Origin of the sequence: Elusimicrobium sp., from assembly GCA_015062115.1 — a bacterium.
Lineage (GTDB): Bacteria > Elusimicrobiota > Elusimicrobia > Elusimicrobiales > Elusimicrobiaceae > Avelusimicrobium.
In genome coordinates this window covers 50,471-72,137 of sequence record SUVG01000002.1, presented here as the reverse complement: position 1 = coordinate 72,137, position 21,667 = coordinate 50,471, and the positions used below count along the sequence as shown (strand labels likewise).

At 46.4% G+C, this 21,667-nt stretch carries 19 protein-coding genes and 3 tRNA genes; 7 read left to right on the top strand and 15 right to left on the bottom strand.

The annotated features are described in order from the left end of the window. Positions 1–52: 52 nt before the first annotated feature. Positions 53–126 (top strand) — tRNA-Gln (locus tag E7027_01615). Between the two features lie 270 nt (positions 127–396). Here the strand turns inward: E7027_01615 and E7027_01610 are convergent. From E7027_01610 to ychF, 4 genes are read right to left on the bottom strand one after another with little or no spacing between them, the layout of a single operon-like run. Then, on the bottom strand, positions 397–2,895 hold the full coding sequence (locus E7027_01610; protein MBE6420831.1) for an ATP-dependent DNA helicase PcrA: 2,499 nt from the start codon (positions 2,893–2,895) through the stop codon (positions 397–399). Further along, positions 2,892–3,434, bottom strand: a complete 543-nt coding sequence (locus E7027_01605) for an RDD family protein (GenBank protein ID MBE6420830.1) — start codon at positions 3,432–3,434, stop codon at positions 2,892–2,894. The genes E7027_01610 and E7027_01605 overlap by 4 nt, the downstream gene beginning before the upstream one ends. A 9-nt stretch (positions 3,435–3,443) precedes the next feature. Next, the gene (gene rlmD / locus E7027_01600; GenBank protein MBE6420829.1) at positions 3,444–4,685 is read right to left on the bottom strand and encodes a 23S rRNA (uracil(1939)-C(5))-methyltransferase RlmD; all 1,242 of its coding nucleotides are present in this window, start codon (positions 4,683–4,685) and stop codon (positions 3,444–3,446) included. Further along, positions 4,657–5,730 carry a redox-regulated ATPase YchF gene (gene ychF / locus E7027_01595; GenBank protein ID MBE6420828.1) on the bottom strand — a complete coding sequence of 358 codons (1,074 nt, stop codon included), beginning with the start codon at positions 5,728–5,730 and terminating at the stop codon, positions 4,657–4,659. Before ychF ends, rlmD begins: the two co-directional genes overlap by 29 nt. 116 nt (positions 5,731–5,846) lie before the next feature. On the opposite strand from ychF, the gene E7027_01590 reads away from it, so the two are divergent. From E7027_01590 to E7027_01575, 4 genes are all read left to right on the top strand, one after another. After that, a tRNA-Glu gene (locus tag E7027_01590) sits at positions 5,847–5,920 on the top strand. A gap of 40 nt (positions 5,921–5,960) precedes the next feature. Next, entirely contained in the window at positions 5,961–7,025 is a 1,065-nt protein-coding gene (locus E7027_01585) for a DUF1646 domain-containing protein (GenBank protein ID MBE6420827.1), read from the top strand. A gap of 112 nt (positions 7,026–7,137) precedes the next feature. Then, positions 7,138–9,693, top strand: coding sequence for a glycosyltransferase family 1 protein (locus E7027_01580; GenBank protein MBE6420826.1), 2,556 nt, complete (start codon positions 7,138–7,140; stop codon positions 9,691–9,693). Positions 9,694–9,791: 98 nt separating this feature from the next. Next, entirely contained in the window at positions 9,792–10,247 is a 456-nt protein-coding gene (locus tag E7027_01575; protein MBE6420825.1) for a tRNA (cytidine(34)-2'-O)-methyltransferase, read from the top strand. A gap of 59 nt (positions 10,248–10,306) precedes the next feature. On the opposite strand, the gene E7027_01570 is transcribed toward E7027_01575, so the two are convergent. Then, the gene (locus tag E7027_01570) at positions 10,307–10,759 is read right to left on the bottom strand and encodes a prepilin-type N-terminal cleavage/methylation domain-containing protein (GenBank protein MBE6420824.1); all 453 of its coding nucleotides are present in this window, start codon (positions 10,757–10,759) and stop codon (positions 10,307–10,309) included. Between the two features lie 66 nt (positions 10,760–10,825). Between E7027_01570 and E7027_01565 the strand changes: the two genes are divergently transcribed. Further along, positions 10,826–12,034 carry an MFS transporter gene (locus E7027_01565; GenBank protein MBE6420823.1) on the top strand — a complete coding sequence of 403 codons (1,209 nt, stop codon included), beginning with the start codon at positions 10,826–10,828 and terminating at the stop codon, positions 12,032–12,034. A gap of 48 nt (positions 12,035–12,082) precedes the next feature. Here the strand turns inward: E7027_01565 and E7027_01560 are convergent, their stop codons facing one another. From E7027_01560 to E7027_01540, 5 genes are all read right to left on the bottom strand, one after another. Then, on the bottom strand, positions 12,083–13,276 hold the full coding sequence (locus E7027_01560; protein MBE6420822.1) for a hypothetical protein: 1,194 nt from the start codon (positions 13,274–13,276) through the stop codon (positions 12,083–12,085). A gap of 122 nt (positions 13,277–13,398) precedes the next feature. Next, complete coding sequence (locus E7027_01555) at positions 13,399–13,932, bottom strand: 2-oxoacid:ferredoxin oxidoreductase subunit gamma (protein MBE6420821.1); 534 nt, start codon at positions 13,930–13,932, stop codon at positions 13,399–13,401. A 1-nt stretch (position 13,933) separates the two neighbouring features. Further along, entirely contained in the window at positions 13,934–14,677 is a 744-nt protein-coding gene (locus E7027_01550) for a 2-oxoglutarate oxidoreductase (GenBank protein ID MBE6420820.1), read from the bottom strand. Positions 14,678–14,680: 3 nt separating this feature from the next. Continuing rightward, entirely contained in the window at positions 14,681–15,844 is a 1,164-nt protein-coding gene (vorB, locus tag E7027_01545; GenBank protein ID MBE6420819.1) for a 3-methyl-2-oxobutanoate dehydrogenase subunit VorB, read from the bottom strand. Positions 15,845–15,865: 21 nt separating this feature from the next. Continuing rightward, positions 15,866–16,072, bottom strand: a complete 207-nt coding sequence (locus E7027_01540) for a 4Fe-4S dicluster domain-containing protein (protein MBE6420818.1) — start codon at positions 16,070–16,072, stop codon at positions 15,866–15,868. 111 nt (positions 16,073–16,183) lie between these two features. Between E7027_01540 and E7027_01535 the strand changes: the two genes are divergently transcribed. Beyond that, positions 16,184–16,633: a GAF domain-containing protein gene (locus E7027_01535; protein ID MBE6420817.1), complete on the top strand. Its 450-nt coding sequence runs from the start codon at positions 16,184–16,186 to the stop codon at positions 16,631–16,633. Between the two features lie 59 nt (positions 16,634–16,692). On the opposite strand, the gene E7027_01530 is transcribed toward E7027_01535, so the two are convergent. The 5 genes from E7027_01530 to E7027_01510 all read right to left on the bottom strand — a co-directional run bounded on the left by E7027_01530 (position 16,693) and on the right by E7027_01510 (position 21,666). Then, positions 16,693–16,764 (bottom strand) — tRNA-Phe (locus E7027_01530). A 59-nt stretch (positions 16,765–16,823) separates the two neighbouring features. Further along, positions 16,824–17,312 carry a prepilin-type N-terminal cleavage/methylation domain-containing protein gene (locus E7027_01525; protein ID MBE6420816.1) on the bottom strand — a complete coding sequence of 163 codons (489 nt, stop codon included), beginning with the start codon at positions 17,310–17,312 and terminating at the stop codon, positions 16,824–16,826. A 281-nt stretch (positions 17,313–17,593) separates the two neighbouring features. Further along, positions 17,594–18,766, bottom strand: a complete 1,173-nt coding sequence (locus E7027_01520) for a class I SAM-dependent rRNA methyltransferase (GenBank protein ID MBE6420815.1) — start codon at positions 18,764–18,766, stop codon at positions 17,594–17,596. Between the two features lie 19 nt (positions 18,767–18,785). After that, complete coding sequence (locus E7027_01515) at positions 18,786–19,370, bottom strand: orotate phosphoribosyltransferase (protein ID MBE6420814.1); 585 nt, start codon at positions 19,368–19,370, stop codon at positions 18,786–18,788. Then, positions 19,357–21,666, bottom strand: coding sequence for an AsmA family protein (locus E7027_01510; GenBank protein ID MBE6420813.1), 2,310 nt, complete (start codon positions 21,664–21,666; stop codon positions 19,357–19,359). Before E7027_01510 ends, E7027_01515 begins: the two co-directional genes overlap by 14 nt. Position 21,667: the final 1 nt, after the last annotated feature.

The following is a 21,667-nucleotide window of genomic DNA, read 5'->3' as shown; positions in this document are numbered from 1 at the left end:
AAAACCGTTTTTTTTAACTCGCTTTTCAAACACTGTGATGAAATAAATTTACTTCCGGATGGTGAAATGGTATCACTACGGGTTTTGGTCCCGTCATTCTAGGTTCGAGTCCTAGTCCGGAAACCATTTAGAGAGCCTTTTGAAAGGCTCTCTTTTTTTATGAAATCTTGGGAAAATCAACTATGAAACTCCCCGGGCTTACGCCCGGGGTTTCTTTTACTCCAAAATCTCAGCTTCGCTTGATTTTGCCCGCTACTAACAACAAAGAGAAAACAAAGTTTTCTAGTAGCGGGTTTCACACTTCATCCCCGCACTTACATGCGGGGTTTTTGTGAGCAGCTTTCATAAAAAACCCCCGCTTAACAGCGGGGGGTTTTATTTGGGAAATCTCAATGATTACAGAATTTCCAGCGGGGCAAACTTAAGCATAAAAGTTCGGCGCGTACCGTTACCAAACACCACGGTAATTTTAGTGCTTTCGCCGGAACCGGCTATCTGCACAATTTTCCCTTGCCCGAATACCCCATGCTTTACCAAACCGCCAACGGCCACGCCGTCGGCATTTTTTTCCGCCGGGGCAGACGGCGGCTTCGCGTGGGCGGCAGAAGAGGAGGCAGGCGAACTCCCCCCTCCGCTAAAGCCGGAAGGTTTACTAAAAGACGGCCGCGCATACAAAGAACCAATGCCCGACGAACCGCCATAAGACGAGGAAGTATAATCCAAATCGTCCTCTTCGATTTCGTAGCCGTCTTGGTCGTAGCGTTTTTGAAAACGGCTCTTGCTGGCATATCCTTCAAAATTTTGATAGCGATTCCCGCCAAAATTATTCCGCCCGCGAACATACCCGTTTCCGTAATTTCCGCCCCGATATCCGCCCGAAGCCCCCGCGCCGTACAACCCGTATTTAGATTGATAATCTGTATAGCGGGGTTGGCTGGTTTCCTGCATTTCGTTTTCGTCCAAAAGGCCGCTTTCGAACAAGAAACGGGAAGGCAAATTGTTCTGCACCTGCCCGAATTTGCGGCGGGAAGAAGCATAAGTTAAATACAGGCGTTTACGCGCACGCGTCATGGCTACATAACACAATCGGCGTTCTTCTTCCAGTTCGTCTTCGTTATCGCGGCCGATAGGGAACAGGTTTTCCTCTAGCCCGGTAACAAAAACATCATCAAACTCAAGCCCCTTAGCCAAGTGAACGGTCATCAGGGTTACCGCGCCGCCTTCGCCCGCGTTGGAATCGTCTTCTCCCGAAAGGAGCGAAATTTCTTGCAAAAAGTCCGACACGGAAGGCTCTTTTTCCCCTTTGCGGCAACGGTCTTCGTATTCTTTTACGGCGTTGATAAGCGCGTCCAAGTTTTGCAGGCGGGATTCGGCCTCGGGGTCTTTTTCCATTTCGGCTTTTACGGCGTCCATGTACCCCGATTCAATTAGAATTTTATGGAAAATATCCGCCGGATCCGTAAGCAACATATCTCCGCGCCAATTTTCGAACAGTTGTACCAGTTTAATGGCGGCTTTCACCGCGGCAGAACTGAGCCCCGGCACAAAAGCGGCATTTTTAAGGGCATCATACAACGAACAATGTTTTTCTTCCGCATAAACCAAAAGCCTATCCTGTGCCACCTTTCCAAGGCCGCGCGTAGGGGTATTGATAATGCGTAAAAGGCTGACATTATCGGCCGGATTGATAAGAATACGCGCATAGCACATAATATCTTTTATTTCCTTGCGGTCGTAGAAACGCACGGTACCGACCAAACGATAAGGAATTTGATAACGGCGGAAACAATCTTCAAAACTGCGGCTCTGCGCGTTGGTGCGGTAGAAAACGGCCACATCTTTGAGGCTTGCGCCGTCTTCGTCCACCAAGGCTTTGATATTTTGGCTTACCCAGCGGGCTTCGTCGCCTTCCGAGGTTAACTGGCGCACTTCAATCGGGTCGCCGGAGCCTTTATCGGTAAACAAACTTTTTTCTTTGCGTTTTTTGTTCTTGGTAATAAGTTTGTTGGAGGCTTCCAAAATAACTTTGGTAGAGCGGTAGTTTTGCTCTAAAGTAATGGTTTTGGTATCTTGGAAATCTTTTTCAAATTCCAAAATATTGCGGATATTCGCCCCGCGCCACGAGTAAATGCTTTGGTCGGGGTCGCCCACGACGCACAGTTTGCGACGTTTGGCCGCAAGAAACTTGGTAATGAGATACTGGGTATGGTTGGTATCCTGGTATTCGTCCACCAAAATATATTGGAAAAATTCTTGGTAGTAGGAGCGGATATCCTCATGGTCGCGCAGTAAAACAACGGTTTTAACGAGCAAATCTCCAAAGTCCAGCGCGCCGGCTTCTTTGAGTTTTTGTTCGTAGCGGCGGTACACTTCCGCGGCCCGAATCTTTCCGTCCATGCCGCTGGCCGTAGCGCTTTGCATCAGCGTGTCAGGCGAGACCATATCATCTTTAGCACGCGAAATGATACTGACAATTTGGTTGATTTCTTTTTTAGGGTCTTTGATGCCCATTTGCTCCAAAATCAAACTGACTACCTTTTTTTGGTCGGCATCATCATAAATGGCAAAATCGCGCGACAGGCCGATCACCCCTGCGTGCTGGCGCAAAATACGCACCCCAAACGAGTGAAAGGTATGTATCCACACGCGGTTGCCCATACCGGGCACCAACGCTTCCACACGCTCGCGCATTTCCTGAGCGGCTTTGTTGGTAAAGGTAACGGCCAAAATACGAGAAGGATTGAGTCCGTCCGCAATGAGTTTGGCAATTTTGGTGGTGAGGGTTTTGGTTTTACCCGTTCCGGCACCGGCCACAATCAAACACGGCCCATCATTATATTCCACCGCTTCCAATTGCTGGGGATTTAAAGTTTTTAAAGCGTCATCTATAGTCATTTTATTTCTTGTTGCACCACTTGCAAGCCCATTAGTTTTTTACCGAGGGTTTTACCAAAAATACTTTCACAAATGGCAAAATATAATACAGTCATACTCAAACACGATAGCACGATTCCTACCATTATGCAATAATCAAGTGTATTAAAACGACGATCAAAAATAATGATAGATTGTAAAAATAACCCCATCATACTATACACGATTGACGCAGGAATGGAAAGCAAGAAATCTATTCCGTATGCTTTCAATAATTTTTTTCCTGATGGCCGTTGGTTTCCTTCAAGCACTTCTACACCTAGTACCCGCTTCCCAAGTGTTTTTTTCCACATGCATTCACTCCCCACAAAATACAACAGATTGGGAATAAAAGCACACATCACAAGAACACAAAATAGCGAAGCAAGGCCACTTTTACCCAAGAATGCTTGGGGAAAACATACCTCAAAAAGGTTCCACATCATCCAAGCGACAAAAAAAGTAATCGCAAAATCAATTAAATACGCCCCAAGCAACCGCCAAAAACTAGGTTTTTTCATGAAATTTCCTTATTTCAATTTCAGTTGCACGAAGGTTTCTATGTGTTCGCTATGCGGGAAGAAATCAAAGGCCTCAACATCTAAAATATCGTAGTATTGCGTGATGATTTTGAGGTCGTTTGCCAATGTAACCGGGTTGCAGGAAATATATAGCACATTTTCCACGCCCGATTCGGCCACTGCTTTAGCGGCTTTGGGGTGCATACCGCCGCGGGGCGGATCCAAAATAATCAGCGCGTCTTTGCGCTCAATGGGTTGCTCTTTGACAAAATCTTCAACTTTAGAGCAGAAAAACTGCACATTGGATACCCCGTTCAGTTTGGCGTTTTCAATTCCGTTATAAATAGCGGGGGCCACACTTTCCACGCAAATAGATTTTTCGCACAAATCGGCACAAGAGAGCGAAAAACTCCCCGCGCCGCCGTACAAATCGTAAATGCGTTTGGGAGCAATTTTTTTGACGATACTGCGCACGCGCGAGTACATTTTTTGCGCGGTCAGCGTGTTGGTTTGAAAGAAAGACTGGGGAGAAAGCGTAAAGGTTACCTCGCGTTCTTTATTTCCCTTTTCGTCCGTAAGAATAATTTTTTCAAAAATGTGGTCTTTCCCTTTCAACACGCGCAAACTTTCCGGAGCGGCCGTGTCGGCCAGGCCATTATTAACCGCCGCCATAATATGAGCATTGGGGAGTACTTTTTCCACGGCAGACACAAAGGTTTTTTCGTTGAAATCGTCCGTTACAAACAAAACTACAATTTCTTCCCCGGTGTTCTTTCCTTCACGCACCATCAAGTGGCGCAGTACACCCGTGTGTTTGCGTTGGTCGTAATAGTCCAAATTTTCTTCTTTCGCCCAGTTGCGGATAGCCTCTAACAATAAAATCAATTTATCGTTAAACAGTACGCACTCGGTAATATCCACGGCGCGATCCCAGCGGCCTTTGTATTTGAAACCGAAGGCGTTTTCAAATTCCAACGGGCGCGTTTTGTTGGCGGGGTCTTTTTTGTCGTAATCTTCGCGCCATTTTACTTGGTGGCAAAAGCCCAGTTCCACTTTGTTGCGAAAATAAAGCGGGTTATCGGTAACCGTAACGGGGATATCCGCCGTCCAAAAATCTTTCAGCGTTTCTTGCAGTTTGGCCTGCTTTTTAGCAACCTGTTCCCCGTAGGGCAGATTGAGTAGCGCGCAACCGCCGCAAACTCCGTAATGTTTACAAGTGATATTAGGCATTGATCTTAAACAGGCAAACATCGCCGTCCTTTACAATATATTCCTTCCCTTCGGAACGGATAAGGCCGTGTTCTTTGAGCGATTTTTCGTCGCCGTATTTCACCAAATCGTCAAAGGTGTAAACATCGGCGCGGATAAAGCCTTTTTCAAAATCGCTGTGAATTTTGCCTGCGGCTTGCGGAGCCGTACACCCGACAGGAATTAACCAACTGCGCACTTCCACTTCCGCACCGGCGGTAAAATAGGTGCAGAGGTTTAAGAGTTTCATGCCTTCGCGCACCACTTTTTCAAGGCCGGTGTAATCGCTGCCGGTTTCGGCCAAAAAAGCCTTTTTTTCTCCTTCGGAAAATTCGGCGATATCGGCCTCAAACTTAACGCACAGTTCCACAAACCCCGCGCCGTTTTCTTTGGCATAAGCGGCCACTTTTTCGGCATTGGCGGCATTGCGGGTTTCGGAATTATTGCCCACATACAAAACGGGTTTTGAAGTTAAAAATTGATATTCCTTCAATTCTTCCGGCTCCAAGCCCAAAGAAGAAACAGGTTTGCCGTTTTCCAAAGCGGTTTTTATTTCCTTCATTTTTTCAAGTGCGGCGATGGCTTCTTTTTTACCGCTTTTGGCGTTGGAGTTTAAGCGGTCGCAAATTTTGGTGGCACTTTCCAAGTCCGCAAGCATCAGTTCGGTATTGATAATTTCAATATCGCGCAACGGATCGACCGAGTTCATCACGTGCGTTACGTTTTCGTCATCAAACAAACGCACCACATGGATAATGGCATCTACCTCACGGATATTGGCTAAAAATTTATTCCCGAGGCCTTCCCCCTGGCTGGCCCCTTTTACGATACCGGCGATATCCACAAATTTAATGTAAGCGGCCGTTTTTTTAGGCGGTTGGAACATTTCAAACAATTTATCCAAGCGCTTATCCGGAATAGCCACAATACCGACGTTCGGCTCAATGGTACAAAAGGGATAGTTGCTGGCTTCCGCGCCGGCACAAGTGAGCGCGTTAAAAAGGGTGGATTTGCCTACATTGGGCAGGCCTACGATACCTATTTCCATGGGTTAAAACTCCTTGCTATGAGGTAAAAAATTATATTCATATACATTTTAGCATTTTAAGCCCCCTGTAGGGGAAAGAACACCCTGCACGGAAATTTGCTAAAATAAAAGTATAAGTCCCGTTCGTCTAGTGGCCCAGGACGCCGCCCTCTCAAGGCGGAGATCACGAGTTCGAATCTCGTACGGGACGCTTTTTGTTGGCTTTTTGCCATTATTTCGGAGGAAGAAACATGGAATTATCCGTTGTACAGACAGTGTTGTTGTCGCTACTGATTTTGGTAGTGCTTTTCTTGCCGCTTACCGTACACAAAGTGGAAGAAAACTTGGAAGCCTTTTTGTTTGCTTGCGGGCTTTTTGCCGTAACCGTGTCCAAAATGTGGAGCGGGCACCTTGTTCTAACCGCCTTGGAAGACCCTATCAAAATTACGGTAGCCGTTTTTGTAGCGGGCATTTTGTTCAAATACTGCAACAAGTATTTGCAAAAGTTGACCCACAAATCTATTAAAATTATCGGCCTGCGCGCTACGCTGTTTTTAATCGTTTTCCTATTGGGTGCCACTTCCAGTTTTATTACGGCCATTATTGCCGCGTTGATTTTGGCTGAAGTAGTGGTAATGCTTCCCTTGGAGCGCAAAGGGCGTATTAAAATGGTTACCTTTTCCTGTTTCTCTATCGGTATGGGCGCCGTACTTACCTCTATCGGGGAACCGTTGGGTACGGTAGTCATTTCCAAACTTTCCGGGGAACCCTTCCATGCCGACCAAAACTTCTTTTTCCTCATTGAACTAATCGGTTGGTATGTTCTCGGCGGTATTTTGTTTATGTCCGGCATGGCCAGTTCCTTGCGCGAAAGCACCATTAAAGAAGCCCCCGGAGCCAAAGCCGCCCATACGGAAGATGAACACTCCGTCAAAAGTATCGTTATCCGTGCGGCCAAAGTATATTTGTTCGTCATGGCGCTTGTTTTCTTGGGGGACGGGTTAAAACCGCTCGCCATGCAGACTATTTCCCACTTATCCGCGGGTTGGTTGTATTGGATTAACTCTTTGTCCGCCGTATTGGATAACGCCACCTTGGCCGCTATTGAAGTAACCCCTGCCATTGATGAGCGCACCTTGAAATTCTTGCTTATGAGTTTGATTATCTCCGGCGGAATGTTAATCCCCGGAAATATCCCCAATATTATTTGTGCTTCTAAATTGGGAATTAAGAGTAAAGAGTGGGCCAAAGCCGCCCTCGGGTTAGGCGCTGCTTTGATGATTGCTTACTTCATTATTCTTACGGCTGTTCTGTAAAAAATAACGCTTTAAGGGCCGCTTCCAACCGGGAGCGGCTTTTTTTTATGCTTACACGGGAGTTTTAATTTTATATAATCTTTAATATCTTTTTAATGACGAAGGAGACGACATGAAAATTCACTCGTTTAACGTGCAACCCAATTTGCCCGAGAATATTAAATTTTTAGAAGAATTAGCCAATGATATGTGGTTTACTTGGAACTGGCAGGCCATTTTGCTCTTCGTAAAAGTAGATGCCGAACTCTGGACTACCTCGAAAAGAAACCCCAAATGGTTTTTAGGCTGTGTGCCGCAAGAACGCTTTGAACAACTCAGCAAAGATGAAAATTTCGTAAATGACCTCAACAAAGTAAAAGAAGCCTACTATAACTACAAAAACAACCCGCAAACCTGGTACAAGCAAAATAAACGCGAAAACGGCGATTTGCTCGCGGCGTATTTCTCCATGGAATACGGTATCGGGGAAGGATTGCCGATTTATTCCGGCGGTTTGGGTATGTTGGCGGGGGATCACATCAAATCTGCCAGCGACCTCGGTATGCCGATTATCGGTGTAGGGCTTTTCTACAAACAAGGCTATGTGCAACAAGTATTAAACCGCGAAGGTTGGCAAAACGAAGAATACCCGGATAACGACTGGGCCCACATGCCGGTAGAACGCGTCCTTGATAAAGAAGGCAAAGAAATTATTATTGATATTCCGCTAGCTAACGAAACGGTAAAAGCCTGCATTTGGCGCGTACCGGTAGGCCGCACCTCTCTTTATTTATTAGATACCAACTTGCAGGAAAACACCCCCGCGCAACGCGCCATTACCGAAAAACTCTACGGCGGTGACCGCGAAAACCGTATCCGCCAGGAAGTTATCCTCGGTATCGGCGGTGTAAAAGCCTTAACGGCCATGGGCATTAACCCTACCGTTTACCACATCAATGAAGGGCACAGCGCGTTCCTCCTTTTCCAACGCATTATTGATATCATGAAGGCTAAAAACCTCTCCTTCGCCGAAGCGCGCGAAATTGTATGGGCCTCTTCCGTGTTTACCACGCATACGCCTGTTATCGCAGGGAACGAGCACTTCGACCCGGCCCTTGTGCGCAAATACATGCAACAATATGCCGACGAAATGCATATTTCTTGGGAAGAATTTTTAGCCTTAGGGAAAGAAACGCCCGAATCTGCCACCTACTGCATGACCGTAGTAGCACTCCGCCTCTCCGCTTTCTGCAACGGGGTAGCCAAATTGCACGGAGCCGTCAGCCGCGAAATGTGGAAAAATCTGTGGCCCGGATTGCCGATTAGCGAAGTCCCCGTTACCAGCATTACAAACGGGATTCACAGCGCTTCCTGGATTTCCCACGAACTCAACGATTTGTACCGCAAATATCTTTTCAACGATAACAAATTCGGGGAACTGGATCCCTCTTATCTTCCTTTGTGGGATAATTTGAAAAATATTCCCAACGAAGAACTGTGGAAAATTCATAGCGTACGCAAAGAAAAATTAGTGAAGTTGGTACAAAACCGCTTGAAACGCCAACTGACCCGCCAAGGCTTTGATATGATGACGGTAAAGAAAAACAGCCAAGTCTTGCGCGACGATGTATTGACTATCGGTTTTGCACGCCGCTTTGCCACCTACAAACGCGCTACTTTGCTCTTCAAAGATTTGAACCGCTTGGACAAAATTGTCAACAATCCCGCTCGCCCGGTACAGTTTGTTTTCGCCGGGAAAGCGCACCCCGCCGATACCGCCGGGAAAGAATTTATTAAACTCATCGTCGGCCTTACACAAAACGATCCGCGCTTCAAAGGCAAAGTCGTCTTTGTGGAAGACTACAACATGAACACCGCCCGTTACATGGTACAAGGCGTAGATGTGTGGCTCAACAACCCCACCCGCCCCATGGAAGCCAGCGGTACGAGCGGTATGAAAGCCGCGTTAAACGGTGCGTTGGCCCTTTCCGTGTTAGACGGTTGGTGGGACGAAGTGGGCCCGTGTGATTTCGGTTGGTCTATCGGTGGAAAAGAAAATTACAAATCCGACGAAGAACGCAACACCGTGGAAGCTGATGCCTTGTATAGTTTAATTGAACAAGAAATCGCACCCGCCTATTACGCCAAAGACGAAAACGGTATTTCCGCTACCTGGCTTAACTTAATGAAGGAATCTATTTTCCATATTGCGCCCTTCTTCAATACCAACCGCATGGTAAAAGAATACTACGAACGCTTCTATGTGCCGGCCAACAACTACGGCATTATCTTAAACGGTGACAACAAAGCGCAGGCTGTAGCCCAATGGCGCCGCAGAATTGCGGAAAATTGGTACCGCGTCAGCGTAACGGATATTACGCCTCAACCCGAAACCGCCATTTTGATGGGTGATAAAGTGGGCTTCAAAGCCCGTGTAAACTTGGGCGGTCTGAACCCGGAAGATATCCAAGTGGAACTTTGCTTGGGTCAACGCGGAACATTAGGTGATATCGTGAAAAAAGAAGCCTTCGATATGAACTGCACCGGCAAAGACGGAGATGCGTATATCTATGAAATATCCATGTCTCCTTTGAACAGCGGCCGCCAAGATTATGCTTTGCGCATCTTGCCCGCCAACAATGATATCCCCAGCGTGCTTACTCCGTTGTATATCCGTTGGGAAGAATAGGAAGTTTTAACACCTGCAAACAGCCGGGAAGGTATTTTTGAACGGATGTCCGTTCAAGCCGCAAATATCCGTTTCCGGCTGTTTGCTTTAGAGGTTTTATGCTTAACATTGTACTTGTAAACCCGGAAATTCCTTTTAATACCGGCAATATCGGCCGTTCTTGCGTGGCAACCGGCACGCGCCTTCATTTGGTAGGGAAATTGGGATTTAAGATTGCTTCCAAAGAAATTCGCCGTTCCGGGCTTGATTATTGGCCCAACTTAGATTACAAACGCCATGAAACTTGGGAAGACTTTCTAACCGCAGAACAGCCCCGAGAAAACCAAATGTTTTTCTTATCCACCAAAGGAACAAAAACCTTTTGGAACGCAACCTTTCCCCCCGATGCCTACTTGGTATTTGGGGCCGAGTCCTGCGGGTTACCGAAGGAATTTTACGAACGCTATAAAGAAAGCCTCCTCACAATCCCGATGACGGGCCCCGTGCGCTCCTTAAATCTTTCCTCCTCGGCGGCTATTGTACTGTTCGAGGCCTTGCGCCAAAACCGCAAGTAATCAACTGTTTTGAGCAATAAAAAAGGCCCGCCGAAGCGGGCCTTTTATTTAGCAACAAATTACTTTCTAAAATCAAAGATATATTGAGTACCGACGAGTTCCGCACCGATGGCTTGGCAAAGTTCCGTATCACCGGTACAGGTAATATATTTTAATTCGCCGTCTACATTTTCAGCCCACAATTCATATTCTCCGCCTTCCCGAATCACGCGAATAGTGGCTGTTGTGTCCCCACCGCTTTCCAACCGAGGAGCAGTAAAACTTCGGCTTTTAGCAATGTTTCCCATTAAAAAATTTTGGTTTGAATCTACAACTCCATCCCGAGTGTACACATTTTCGTTCATAATATATTTGGCATTCATAGCATCGCTGGCGGCGCGCAAATTGGTAATTCCTTCCATGGCGCGACCGCGCTCCAACGACGCACGATATTTCGGCATGGCAATCGTTACCAAAATACCCAATACAACCATTACAATCAAAAGTTCAATAAGTGTAAAACCTTTTTTCATAGTTCCTCCTAAAGATACTTCATTATACAATTATTTTTAATTTTATAGAATAATAAAAGAAACCTTATGAGCACTCGCAAATTATTTTGGATATTATTTGGCCTTAACCTGTTAAATTATATTGACAGGCAAGTGCTCTATTCCGTCTTTCCGCTATTACAAACAGACTTAGCCCTCACCGACTTGCAACTCGGCAGTTTGGCCTCCGTTTTTATAGTGGTATATATGTGTTATGCTCCGCTTGTGGGTTACTTTGCCGACAGAACCCCCCGCCCCCGTTGGATTGCCACCAGTGCGCTTATGTGGAGCGCGGCTACTCTATTCTGTGCCGCTGCCAAAAATTTCTTTTCATTATTGTTTGCACGGGCTTTTATCGGCATCGGGGAAGGCGGTTTTACCGCTATTGCCCAACCGTTTTTGGCCGAAAAATATCCGCAGGAAAAGCGCGCCACCGCGTTGGCATTATTCGGCCTGGCACTTCCGGCCGGCAGTGCGCTTGGCTACCTGCTGGGCGGGCTTATTGGTCAACATTGGGGGTGGAAGGCGGCCTTTATGTTGGCAGGCATACCGGGCGTGTTTTTGGGGCTTTGGGCCGGGGTCGGGCTTAAAGACGAACGGCGCGAATTGCAAACCAAAGAAGAAAAACCCAAATTAACCGATTATTTGGCCCTGCTTAAAAACAAACCTTTTTTGTTTATTTGCTTAGCCCATGCCATGATTACTTTTATTATCGGCGGACTTTCTGCCTGGATGCCGACTTATTTGCATCGTTATTTGGATATGAGCGTGGCACAGGCAGGCACCGTATTCGGTGCGTTGGTGGTAGTATGCGGGGCTATAGGAACTTTTACCGGCGGGAAATTGGCCGACTTGTTATTAAAGAAAACAGGAAAAGCCTATTTTTGGGTGATGGGGCTATCACTTGTGGGGTTACTCGCCCCGGCCTGGATAGGCATACAAACACAAAATTTTTATACAGCAATAGCCTCTTTCGGGTTGGCCGTTATTTGTTTATTTTTGCCTACAGGGCCGATTTCCGCGGCGATTGTATCCTCTACCCGCACCAAGGTTCACTCTATGGCTTTTGCCGTTAATATATTTATTATTCATGCCCTGGGCGATGCTTTTTCCCCCATCTTGGTGGGGCGTATTTCGGACGGCTGGACTCTTAAAATAGCGGTTTTGTGTTGTTGCTTGGCAGCCGTTCCCGGGCTTTTATTTACTTGGTTGGCAGCCTGTCTGGAACGACGAGACCCCAGAGAAAACCTTTCATAAAAAAACCTCTACCGAAGCAGAGGTTTTTGTTTGGAGTTTTCAATAAAATTAACGTTTCCAACCGTTTTTGGCTTTGTATACTTCATAATTATGCAAAGCGTTGGTAATACCCACCCAACCTGTATCGGGACGGAAACCTACGGAGGTAACAAACCCGTCTACCCCGTGCTGGAACAAATCTTCCGCCGGAACTTCATGGGGTTCCAAAGCACTGTTTAAGAGAACCACCGTCTCCATGTTGCCGGCCGCGCGCAGTTCATCTGCTACATACACGCTCAAGCCGTCTTCCAACACATAGTCCAAGAAAATCACATCATACTTTACGCCACTGGTTACCCAATCTACCAATTTTTCCATGGAATCAAAAGTAGCTACACGAGTCCCTTTGCCGAAATATCCTTTCATGCCCCAATCACGCGCCCACTCTAAAATTTCAGGGTCATCGTTCAAAAAGGCAATCGTACGGGCAGGAAGTTGCTGCGCTTGCCCTAACGCTTCGGAAACTTCTTCGGCATTAGGAGTGGCGAAGGGGGAACGCAGAGGGGCTCCGTTTGGATTTTTAAGCAAAAATTCATCTACATTAAAAATTCTGCCCTCGTGAAAAGTTTTTTCCAACAAAGATTCCTGCGCCGGAGCCATTAAACTGGCAGCCATCGGGCTGATAGAAGCATATACATTTCTTACCCACAAGGTAGCATAATGAATAGCAGGAGTCTTTTTTCCCAGCACCATGCTCAATCCGGACAAAGCAGATTGGGCTTCTTCCAACATTTTAACCAAACGGGTTTGCTCGGAAAAAGTAATCGGTTTGGGTTCAAATTTCTGGTATCCCAAAAAGATATCAAATTCTTTTTTAATATCTAAAAAGTTTTTTAAATCGTCGCGGTATTGTTCGAAAATACGGGCACTTTCCTCTTCTCCGTGAGCCAAAAGTTCCGCGCGTAACACTTCCGGCTTCTTAAAATCTAATGTGCGGTACAATTCCAAGCCCTCTTCATAACGAAGAGTGGAAACTTTAATAGGAGCAGGCTGATAATTTTTTAATTTATCCATAATTACCGTAGCCGTTTTCCAATAATCAGGGCGCAAACCGACGGCCACATCTGCAGGAATTTTAGGAACAGCAAACGATGTCCCGGCCGCTTTTCCCGCTTTGATTATCTTGCCGGAATGTTTAGAGATTTGTGCAAACAACAAAGAAGGTAAAGTACAACAAAGTACACCTAAAATCAATTTTTTCATAAAGTCTCCTTTCTCATACTTTATCCAATTAAGGGTTTTTTAACAAGAGCCAAAAGCCCCAGATAACTCCTAGGCCCTATGTGAAAAACCCCGGGTTTCCCCGGGGTTTCTTAAACCTGTTGTTAAACCGCCTCGAAACCGGCTTGCAGTGCTTTTTTGTTTAGTTCCAGCATTTCCGGTTTAGCGCGTTTATAAACCTTTTTCATGGCGTTTGTAACGCTTTCCAAGGTAACGGCCCCCGTCAACTTGATAAAAGCCCCCAAAGCCACCAAATTGGCAATTCGATCCATACCCAACCCTTCGGCAATTTGGTTGCACGGTACGCAGACCACTTTGATATCATCTCGCGTAGGGCGGGAGTTAATAAGCGAACTGTTAATAATCATAAGTCCGCCTTTTTTAAGCAGCGGTTCAAACTTAGGTAAAGACGGCTCGTTCATCACGATAACCGTATCGGGCGCGGAAACAATCGGCGTATAGACTTCTCCGTCCGTTACTACTACGGAGCAATTGGCCGTACCGCCGCGCATTTCCGGCCCATAGGAAGGGAGCCAACTGGCGTTCTTTTTATCCTCCACCCCGGCTTGAGCAAGCAAAATACCTGCGGAAACTACACCCTGACCGCCGAAACCGGCTATTCTAATTCCTTGATACATATTACTTGGCCCCCTCGTCCTTAAATACGCCCAACGGATATTGCGGCATCATTTTCGTGCGCACAAATTCCAAGGCTTGGGGCACATTGGCGTGCCAGTTGGTGGGACACTGCGAAAGAACTTCCACCATGGAAAAGCCCACTCCGTTTACTTGGTTTTCAAATACTTTTTTGATAGCCTTTTTGGCCTTCATCACATTTTGGGGGCAATCTACCGCTACGCGTTCCAAGTATTTGGCTCCGGTAATTTGCGAAAGCATCTCGCACATGTTAATCGGCCAACCTTGCAGTTTCGGATCGCGCCCTTTGGGGGCAGTGGTAGCCACTTGCCCGACCAAGGTGGTAGGAGCCATTTGGCCACCCGTCATACCGTAAATGGCATTATTGATAAAAATAACGGTGATATTTTCGCTACGCACCGCGGCATGTACGATTTCGGCCATGCCGATAGAGGCCAGGTCTCCGTCTCCTTGGTACGAAAACACAATAGAACCGGGTTTGGAGCGTTTGATGCCGGTAGCAATCGCCGGGCCGCGCCCGTGAGCCCCTTGTACCATATCGCACGCAAAATAAGAGTCTGCAAACACGGCACAGCCCACCGGGGCCACCCCAATTACGCGATCAGCGATATGGAGTTCATCAAAAGTTTCCCCCATTAAACGGTGCACGATTCCGTGTCCGCATCCGGGGCAATAGTGCATGGGTAAATCGGTTAAACATTGAGGTTTTTTGGCAAGAATCGTCATAATCTATTTGCCTCCTTTCCAGTCGCCCTGGATTCCTAACGAAGAGTCGCGTTTGCACTCATAGGCAAAGCCGTCTGCATGTTCCTGCAAATCGAAAAGACCTTCTTTGGAACCGTCAAAAATCGAACGCACGGCCGTAAGGATAGAAGATCCGTCCGGCTGGCCGCCGGCAGGATAGGCATTTAGATAGACGGGCGTTTTCCCGTTGACAGAGAGTTTAACATCTTGCACCAACTGCCCTAAACTTTGTTCTACCGTTAAAATGGCTTTGGTTTTTGCGGCCAGTTCGCTTAAGCGTTTGGAGGGGAAAGGCCACAAGGTAATCGGGCGGAAAAGCCCCACTTTTAGGCCTTCCTCTTTGGCTTTGTTGACCGCTTCCAGGCACGCACGTGAAGAAAGGCCGTAGGCTACCAACAACACATCGCAATCTTCCGTATTGCGTTCTTCGTAAAGAGATTCGGTTTTTTCGATCAGTCCGTAGCGTTTGGCGCGTTCGGTCACATCGGCAATTAAATCGTCGCCTTTATAAGAAAAAACTTTATTTTTCGGGCGGCCGTTTTTATGAATATCCACCGCCCAATCAAATTTACCCAAGGTATTGGGGTCAATAGGGTCAAAATTAAAGGACATACTTTCCATCATTTGGCCCAAAATACCGTCGGCTAAAATCATACAGGGCATACGGTATTTTTCGGCAAGTTCAAAACCGAGTTTCGGAAAATTACCCAATTCTTCCACCGAGTTCGGGGCAAGAACAATGACGCGGTAATCTCCGTTACCGCCGCCGCGGGTGGCTTGAAAATAATCACCCTGCGCTCCGCCGATACTGCCCAAACCCGGGCCGCCGCGCATTACATTGACGATTAAACACGGCAAGTCCGCACTGGCTAAATAAGTAATACCTTCCTGCTTCAAACTGATACCGGGAGAGGAAGAAGATGTCATACTGCGCGTACCAGTAGCCGCGGCCCCATATACCATGTTGATAGCGGCCACTTCGCTTTCGGCTTGCACAAAAGCACCGCCGGCTTCGGCCATGTGGGCAGACATATATTCCGGCACTTCATTTTGCGGGGTAATAGGATACCCGGCAAAGAAACGGGCCCCGGCGCGGATTGCACCTTCGGCGAGGGCTTCGTTTCCTTTTCTTAAAGTTTTTTCGCTCATGAGTAAAAATCCTTAAAATTGTTATTCTTTAATTACCGTAATGGCAATATCGGGACACATCATATAGCACATGGTGCAACCGATACAATCTTCCGGGCGTTCCATAACCGCCGGAAAATATCCTTTTTTGCTTATGGTATTGGATTTGCCCAAACATTTTTTCGGGCAGGCGTTTACGCACAAATAGCAAGCTTTGCATTTGTTGGGGTCTACTTCAATTCTTGGCATAATTCTCCTAGAGGCCGGGGGATAAAAACCGGCAAGCCCATATACATAAAATATATATATTTTTCAGGACAAAGTGCAATAAAAAATATAAGGATTTTGTAGAATAAAAATATGACGAAAACCTATCCTTATGCTTTGTTGGAAAAACAACTTTCCGCTCTTGTGGAAACTTCCACCGACCCGATTGCCCGCGCGGCTAATGTGTCGGCGGCGCTGTTTGAGGCTTTGGAACAGATAAACTGGATAGGCTTTTACCGCGTAAACAACAATACTCTTCTTTTGGGCCCCTTCCAAGGAAAACCCGCCTGCGTGGTGCTTTATCCCGGCAAAGGAGTTTGCGCGGCCGCATGGGAAAAAAAGGAAACGCTAATCGTGCCCGATGTACACGAGTTTGAAGGACACATTGCCTGCGACCCTTCGTCTTGCAGCGAATTGGTAACGCCTGTTTTCAACGGAAAAGATGTCTGGGGCGTACTGGACGCAGACTCCCCGATTCCTTCCCGTTTCGGCCCGAACGAAAAACAACTTTTGGAATTTGCCGCCGGGCTGATCTTCTCTTAATTTTTCAAATAAAAACCGCCCCGAAGGGCGGATTAAAAATTCTCATATAAAAAACGAAATGCCGAGGGACAGGATCGAACTGTCGACACCTGGTTTTTCAGACCAGTGCTCTACCACTGAGCTACCTCGGCATTACCCATATATTATAACAAAAATAAATGGGTTTTGGAAATATTCCTTTTATTTCTCTCTAACAACAACCACATTTATCTTCCGAAACCTCGGGAATATTTAATAGTTTAGCATAATCCATAGTAGGTTCGTCCGTCGAACACCCCCCAACTCCTTGAGAAAGGACTAATTTTCCTTTTGTTCCTAGAATTGGGTCTTCTTCGTCATAATAGCAAATACATACTTTTTCTTTTTTATAGCCAATCACAGGGCCATTGGCACCGTTCCAACCATCCATAGCATCCAGATAAAAATATTTTGTTTCTGCACCATGAACTGTAACTTGATTGGGAACTTCTACATCCAACTCTTCCCAGTAAGAACACTGTTCTCCCGTTGCCAAAAAACAGACATCTTTAGCCTGTTTAACACTCTTCAGCAAAATAAGTGCTTCCGTAAAACGGGCCTTAGTAACGGCTTTTGTATATTGCGGAAGAGCCACCGCTGATAAAATACCGATAATCAGCACTACGACCAATAATTCTATTAATGTAAAACCTTCTTTCATTTTCCTTTCTCCCTTTTTATCGAGCTCAAGAAAACAAAAACGGCTGTTTTCTCAGAGCCGCAAACAGGTAGCTCATAAGAAACAGCCGTGGCCTGCCGCCCATAGGACGGCAGACACTCGGCACAAAACAAACGGGTAATTAGTCCGTTTATCTTGCGCCTAAGACGACTGTTTTTGGCCTGTTTGCGTGCCGATTACTCGGCATACACCATATCTTGTATATGGTTCCAAAAACAGATTAAATTCTATTCACGCAAAACTGCGTTTACTTCTATCCTCCTCTATCTAACTTGCACCAAAGCGAAGTGCAGGTATTCCGTTTCCGGCATACCGATTAACACCGGGTGATCTTTCGCTTGGCCGCGCAGTTCCACAAGCACGGCTTCCCGCCCGGATTTGCTGACCCCTTGGCGGATAATATCTACAAACAATTCGCGGGACACATGGTGCGAACAGGTAGAGAAAACCAAATAACCGCCGGATTTTAAGCCTTCCAAGGCCATTTTAACGAGTTTTACATACAACCCCACCGCCTGAGGAAGCGCTTTGCGGCTTTTTACAAAAGCGGGCGGATCCAAAAGTACCATATCGGGTTCGTCGGGCAGGGCACCTTTTTTCATGGCGGAAAGCAGGCGTTCGGCATCATCGCGGTGGAAAACAACCGTATCGCTTACACCGTTGAGTTCGGCATTTTTCTTGGCATATTCCACAGCCGCGGCAGAAGAATCACACCCCCACACCTGGTTGGCACCCGCCAAAGCGGCCGTGATACCGAAAGAACCGATGTAAGAGTATAAGTCCAACACTAATTTGTCTTTGAAATACGGTTTTAGAAATTCGCGGTTTTCGCGTTGGTCGAAATAGAAACCGGTTTTTTGTCCGCCGCGCAAAGGAACCAAGTATTTTACGCCGTTTTCTTCAATTTCCACTTCTTCGGGCACTTCGCCGATAATTTCCGGCGTATTGGTTAAGCCTTCCAAAGCACGGAAGGAACTGTCGTTTTTATAGTAAATGCCTTTGGGCTTAAAGATTTTCTGCACGGCTTTGGTAATTTCGGGTTTCAATTTTTCCATGCCGGCCGTTAAAATATCAATAACAAGCACATCGTTGTAGCGGTCGATAACCAAGCCCGGCATATGGTCGGCTTCGCCGTAGCACATACGCCCGCATTTGCGTACACCGATTTCCTTGCGGCGGGTGTAGGCGTCGTCAATATTTTCAAACACAAAATCTTCCGCCAATTCCCCTTCGCCTTTTAGCAAAAGCCGTACGGCAATTAAACTGTGCGGATTAAAAAGCCCGATGCCTACTTGTTTCCCTTCGTGGCTCATCACGCGCACCAAAGTACCGGGTTCAATGGAAGTGTCCAAGCCGTCTATTTCGTTGGAAAAAATCCACCAATGCCCCGCTTGTATTCTTCTTTCTTCTTTTATTTTTAGTTTAATTTCTGTCATACGGTTTTTCCTTTATTATTTAATTACCCTTGTTTAATTCTTCCACTTCCGTAAACGGAATTTTGGCAGCGCAGAGAGGGCACTCTTTCGCCGTAAAAGTTTGCATCGGGTACGACAACAACGCTCTTAACGGAACCGTTAAAGGCAAATATCCCATGGAACGATCCACAATCACGCCCACTCCCAGCACATTTCCGCCGTGAGAGGACACAAGTTCAATCGCTTTGTTAATTTTGCGGCCGGAAACAGCCACATCGTCCACAATTAACACATTTTCCCCTTCTTTAATGGTGAAATTGTGTTTGAAAATCATTTGTCCGTTATCGTCTTTAGAAGCAAAAATGGCACGCACGCCGCGCACGCGGGCTACTTCTTGCGCGAGGACAGAGTCCGAAGGAGTCAACGCCATAATTACATCTGCTTTTTTAGTAAATTTATCCGACAATGCCCCCGCGATACGCTGGGCTAAGTTGGGATGTTGCATCAGCAGAGAAGTTTGAATATAAGTTTGGCTATGAAAGCCGGAAGGCATCACAAAATGCCCTTCCAAAATGGCTCCGTGTTCTTGCAAAAGGCATAAAACGTCCAAATTATTTTTTGGCATGGTATTCTCCTTTAATAAACTCTTGTCCCGTCTCAAATTTGGTTTGCAACCCTTTTTCTTCCGCGGCTTGAATAGTAGCCCCTGTCTTTTTGGCGCGCAACATTTCCAGTTTCGGTTTTAACATGGAAGACGATACCCGAAACGCCAAAGCCGGGTTGCCGGATTCGTCGGTCAGGTTTTCAGCCAGAGCCCCCGAGCGCGAAGTATTGGTAAACATCGTCCATATAATAATATCAAAATTTTCGTGCACCCAGTCTGTCCAACCGCTCACCGCCGCCGACAGCGTGGGGCCTACCACATAGGCATTGTTAATTTGCATTTTACCGTTTTCAAAGCGAGCAGAAGCCGCCATATCGGTAAACGGAACATCTTTCAGCACCTGCCCGACTTTGAAACTTCCGGCCCGTTCCATGCGATGCATAATGATAAACGGTTGAAATGTAACATTTAACGCGCGTTGTTCTTCGGCGAGTTTTTCCATTTGGTGAATCACCCCGCCTTCCAAGCGCGCTTCTATTTGCCCAGACAAATTCTTCATGCCCGCACGAAGGCCCGTAAAATCGAACTCGGCATTAAAACGGTTTCCGGAGAGGACTTGGCTGGAAAAAGTATCCGCCGTTAAAGTGCCAGCAAAGTTCGGCATAAATTTAGGCAACCGATCACGGAAATTGCGCAACCACGCCAAATCTCCGCTGACGGGGGCTTTGAATTTTCCTTTCCCTTTGGTAAGCGGCATAATAACGGTAACAAAATCTTGCACGGTACCAATAAAAGCCATCGGGTCTAAATGTTTGCGGTAAATGGCCGTGCGAATTTTGCGGCGGGAACTTTTTAGGTTATTAACAGATAAACTCATTTTTAAGGGAATATCGTTCAGTTCGCAGGAAGCAATATACGCATACAAATTCCCTTTGCGCCAACTGCCGCTCATTTTCAGTTTGTCAAAAACGGATTTATGTACCGTCACTTTCCCCGAAGAAACAGACGCGTACAAATCGGTAAAATTATTCTTGGCGCGAAATTCCCCCGTGGCTTTTTCTACCGGGAACCCATAGAAGGCTCCGGCGGCTTCTTTGGCATTTACCACAAAAAGCGGAAGCGAAAATTTGCCGTCCTTGCGCAACACTTGCCCGGAAAGAGAAGCCTGCCCCGTCAATTTATATTTCCCGATAGGAGCATAGTATTTGTTTTTCCCCGCTAATTTGAAATAGTTGGTGGAGAGGGATAAATCTGCCGTGTACGGGGCTTGCGTAAAATCGAAATAGCCGTTTCCTTCCGCCTTTACATCTGCAGCAGAAACCGTGGCTTGCGAAAGTTTCAGGTAATGGTAATTTTTAGACAACTGCCCTTTAGCCGTAATGGAAGACTTCGGCAGAGAAAAAGCCGTATCCCCTATTTTGAAAAGGGATAAATCTTTTTCTTCAAAGGCAGGCACTTCTGCGCGCACATTAAAATAAGGAGTACGCAGATTATCTAAATCAATCAACAGATGAACGGGTTTTTGAAATAAAAACACTTGGGCGCGCAAACTGCGAAGGGCAAATTCGTTCCATTTGAAATCGGCGAAGTTCACATGCCCGGAACCTTTAATTTCCACATCGGAAATATTATCTTTCCATTTAGTACGCATCACCATATCCATGGTAAAGCGGGAAAGTTCATCAAAGCGGAGTTTTTCGAAATGCAAATCTAACCCGTAAACCGCATGCGTAACCCCGGTGCCTATATCCTTAAAACTGAGCACCCCGTTTTTAACCGTCCAGTCTTCTACGCTAACCGTCAATTTTTTTCCGCTACCCGCACTGGTGTAAACAGCCGAAGACTCCGTCAACTTAATCTGCGGGATATTGTATGTACCATCCACGGAACGGATGACACTAAAGCGCGGGGCATGAAGGGAAACTTCGTCAATAACCAATTTTTGTTCCAAAAGCGGAAGAAGTTTGAACCGCAAAGTAACCGAATCGGCCGCCAACAAGGCTTGGCCGGGGGCACCTTCGGTATCCAATACATAAAACCCCTTCAATTCCACGGTATTTATAAACTTTAAGTCCAAAGAAGAAATGGCTACCGGGCGGTCTAAGCGTTTTTGGAGTTCTTCGGTAATTACTTCGCTGATATGTTGGGCGTTAAAAGTTCTTAAAAATAAAAGCCACACGGCGGAAAAAAGAAGAAGCAGTAACATCGCCGTAAATAAAAACAAACGCATACACCACACAAAACAGGTGCGGATAAACCAACGAAGACCTCTTAAAAATCTTCTTTTTTTGTTTTTATTTTTATGTTTTTTGCCCATA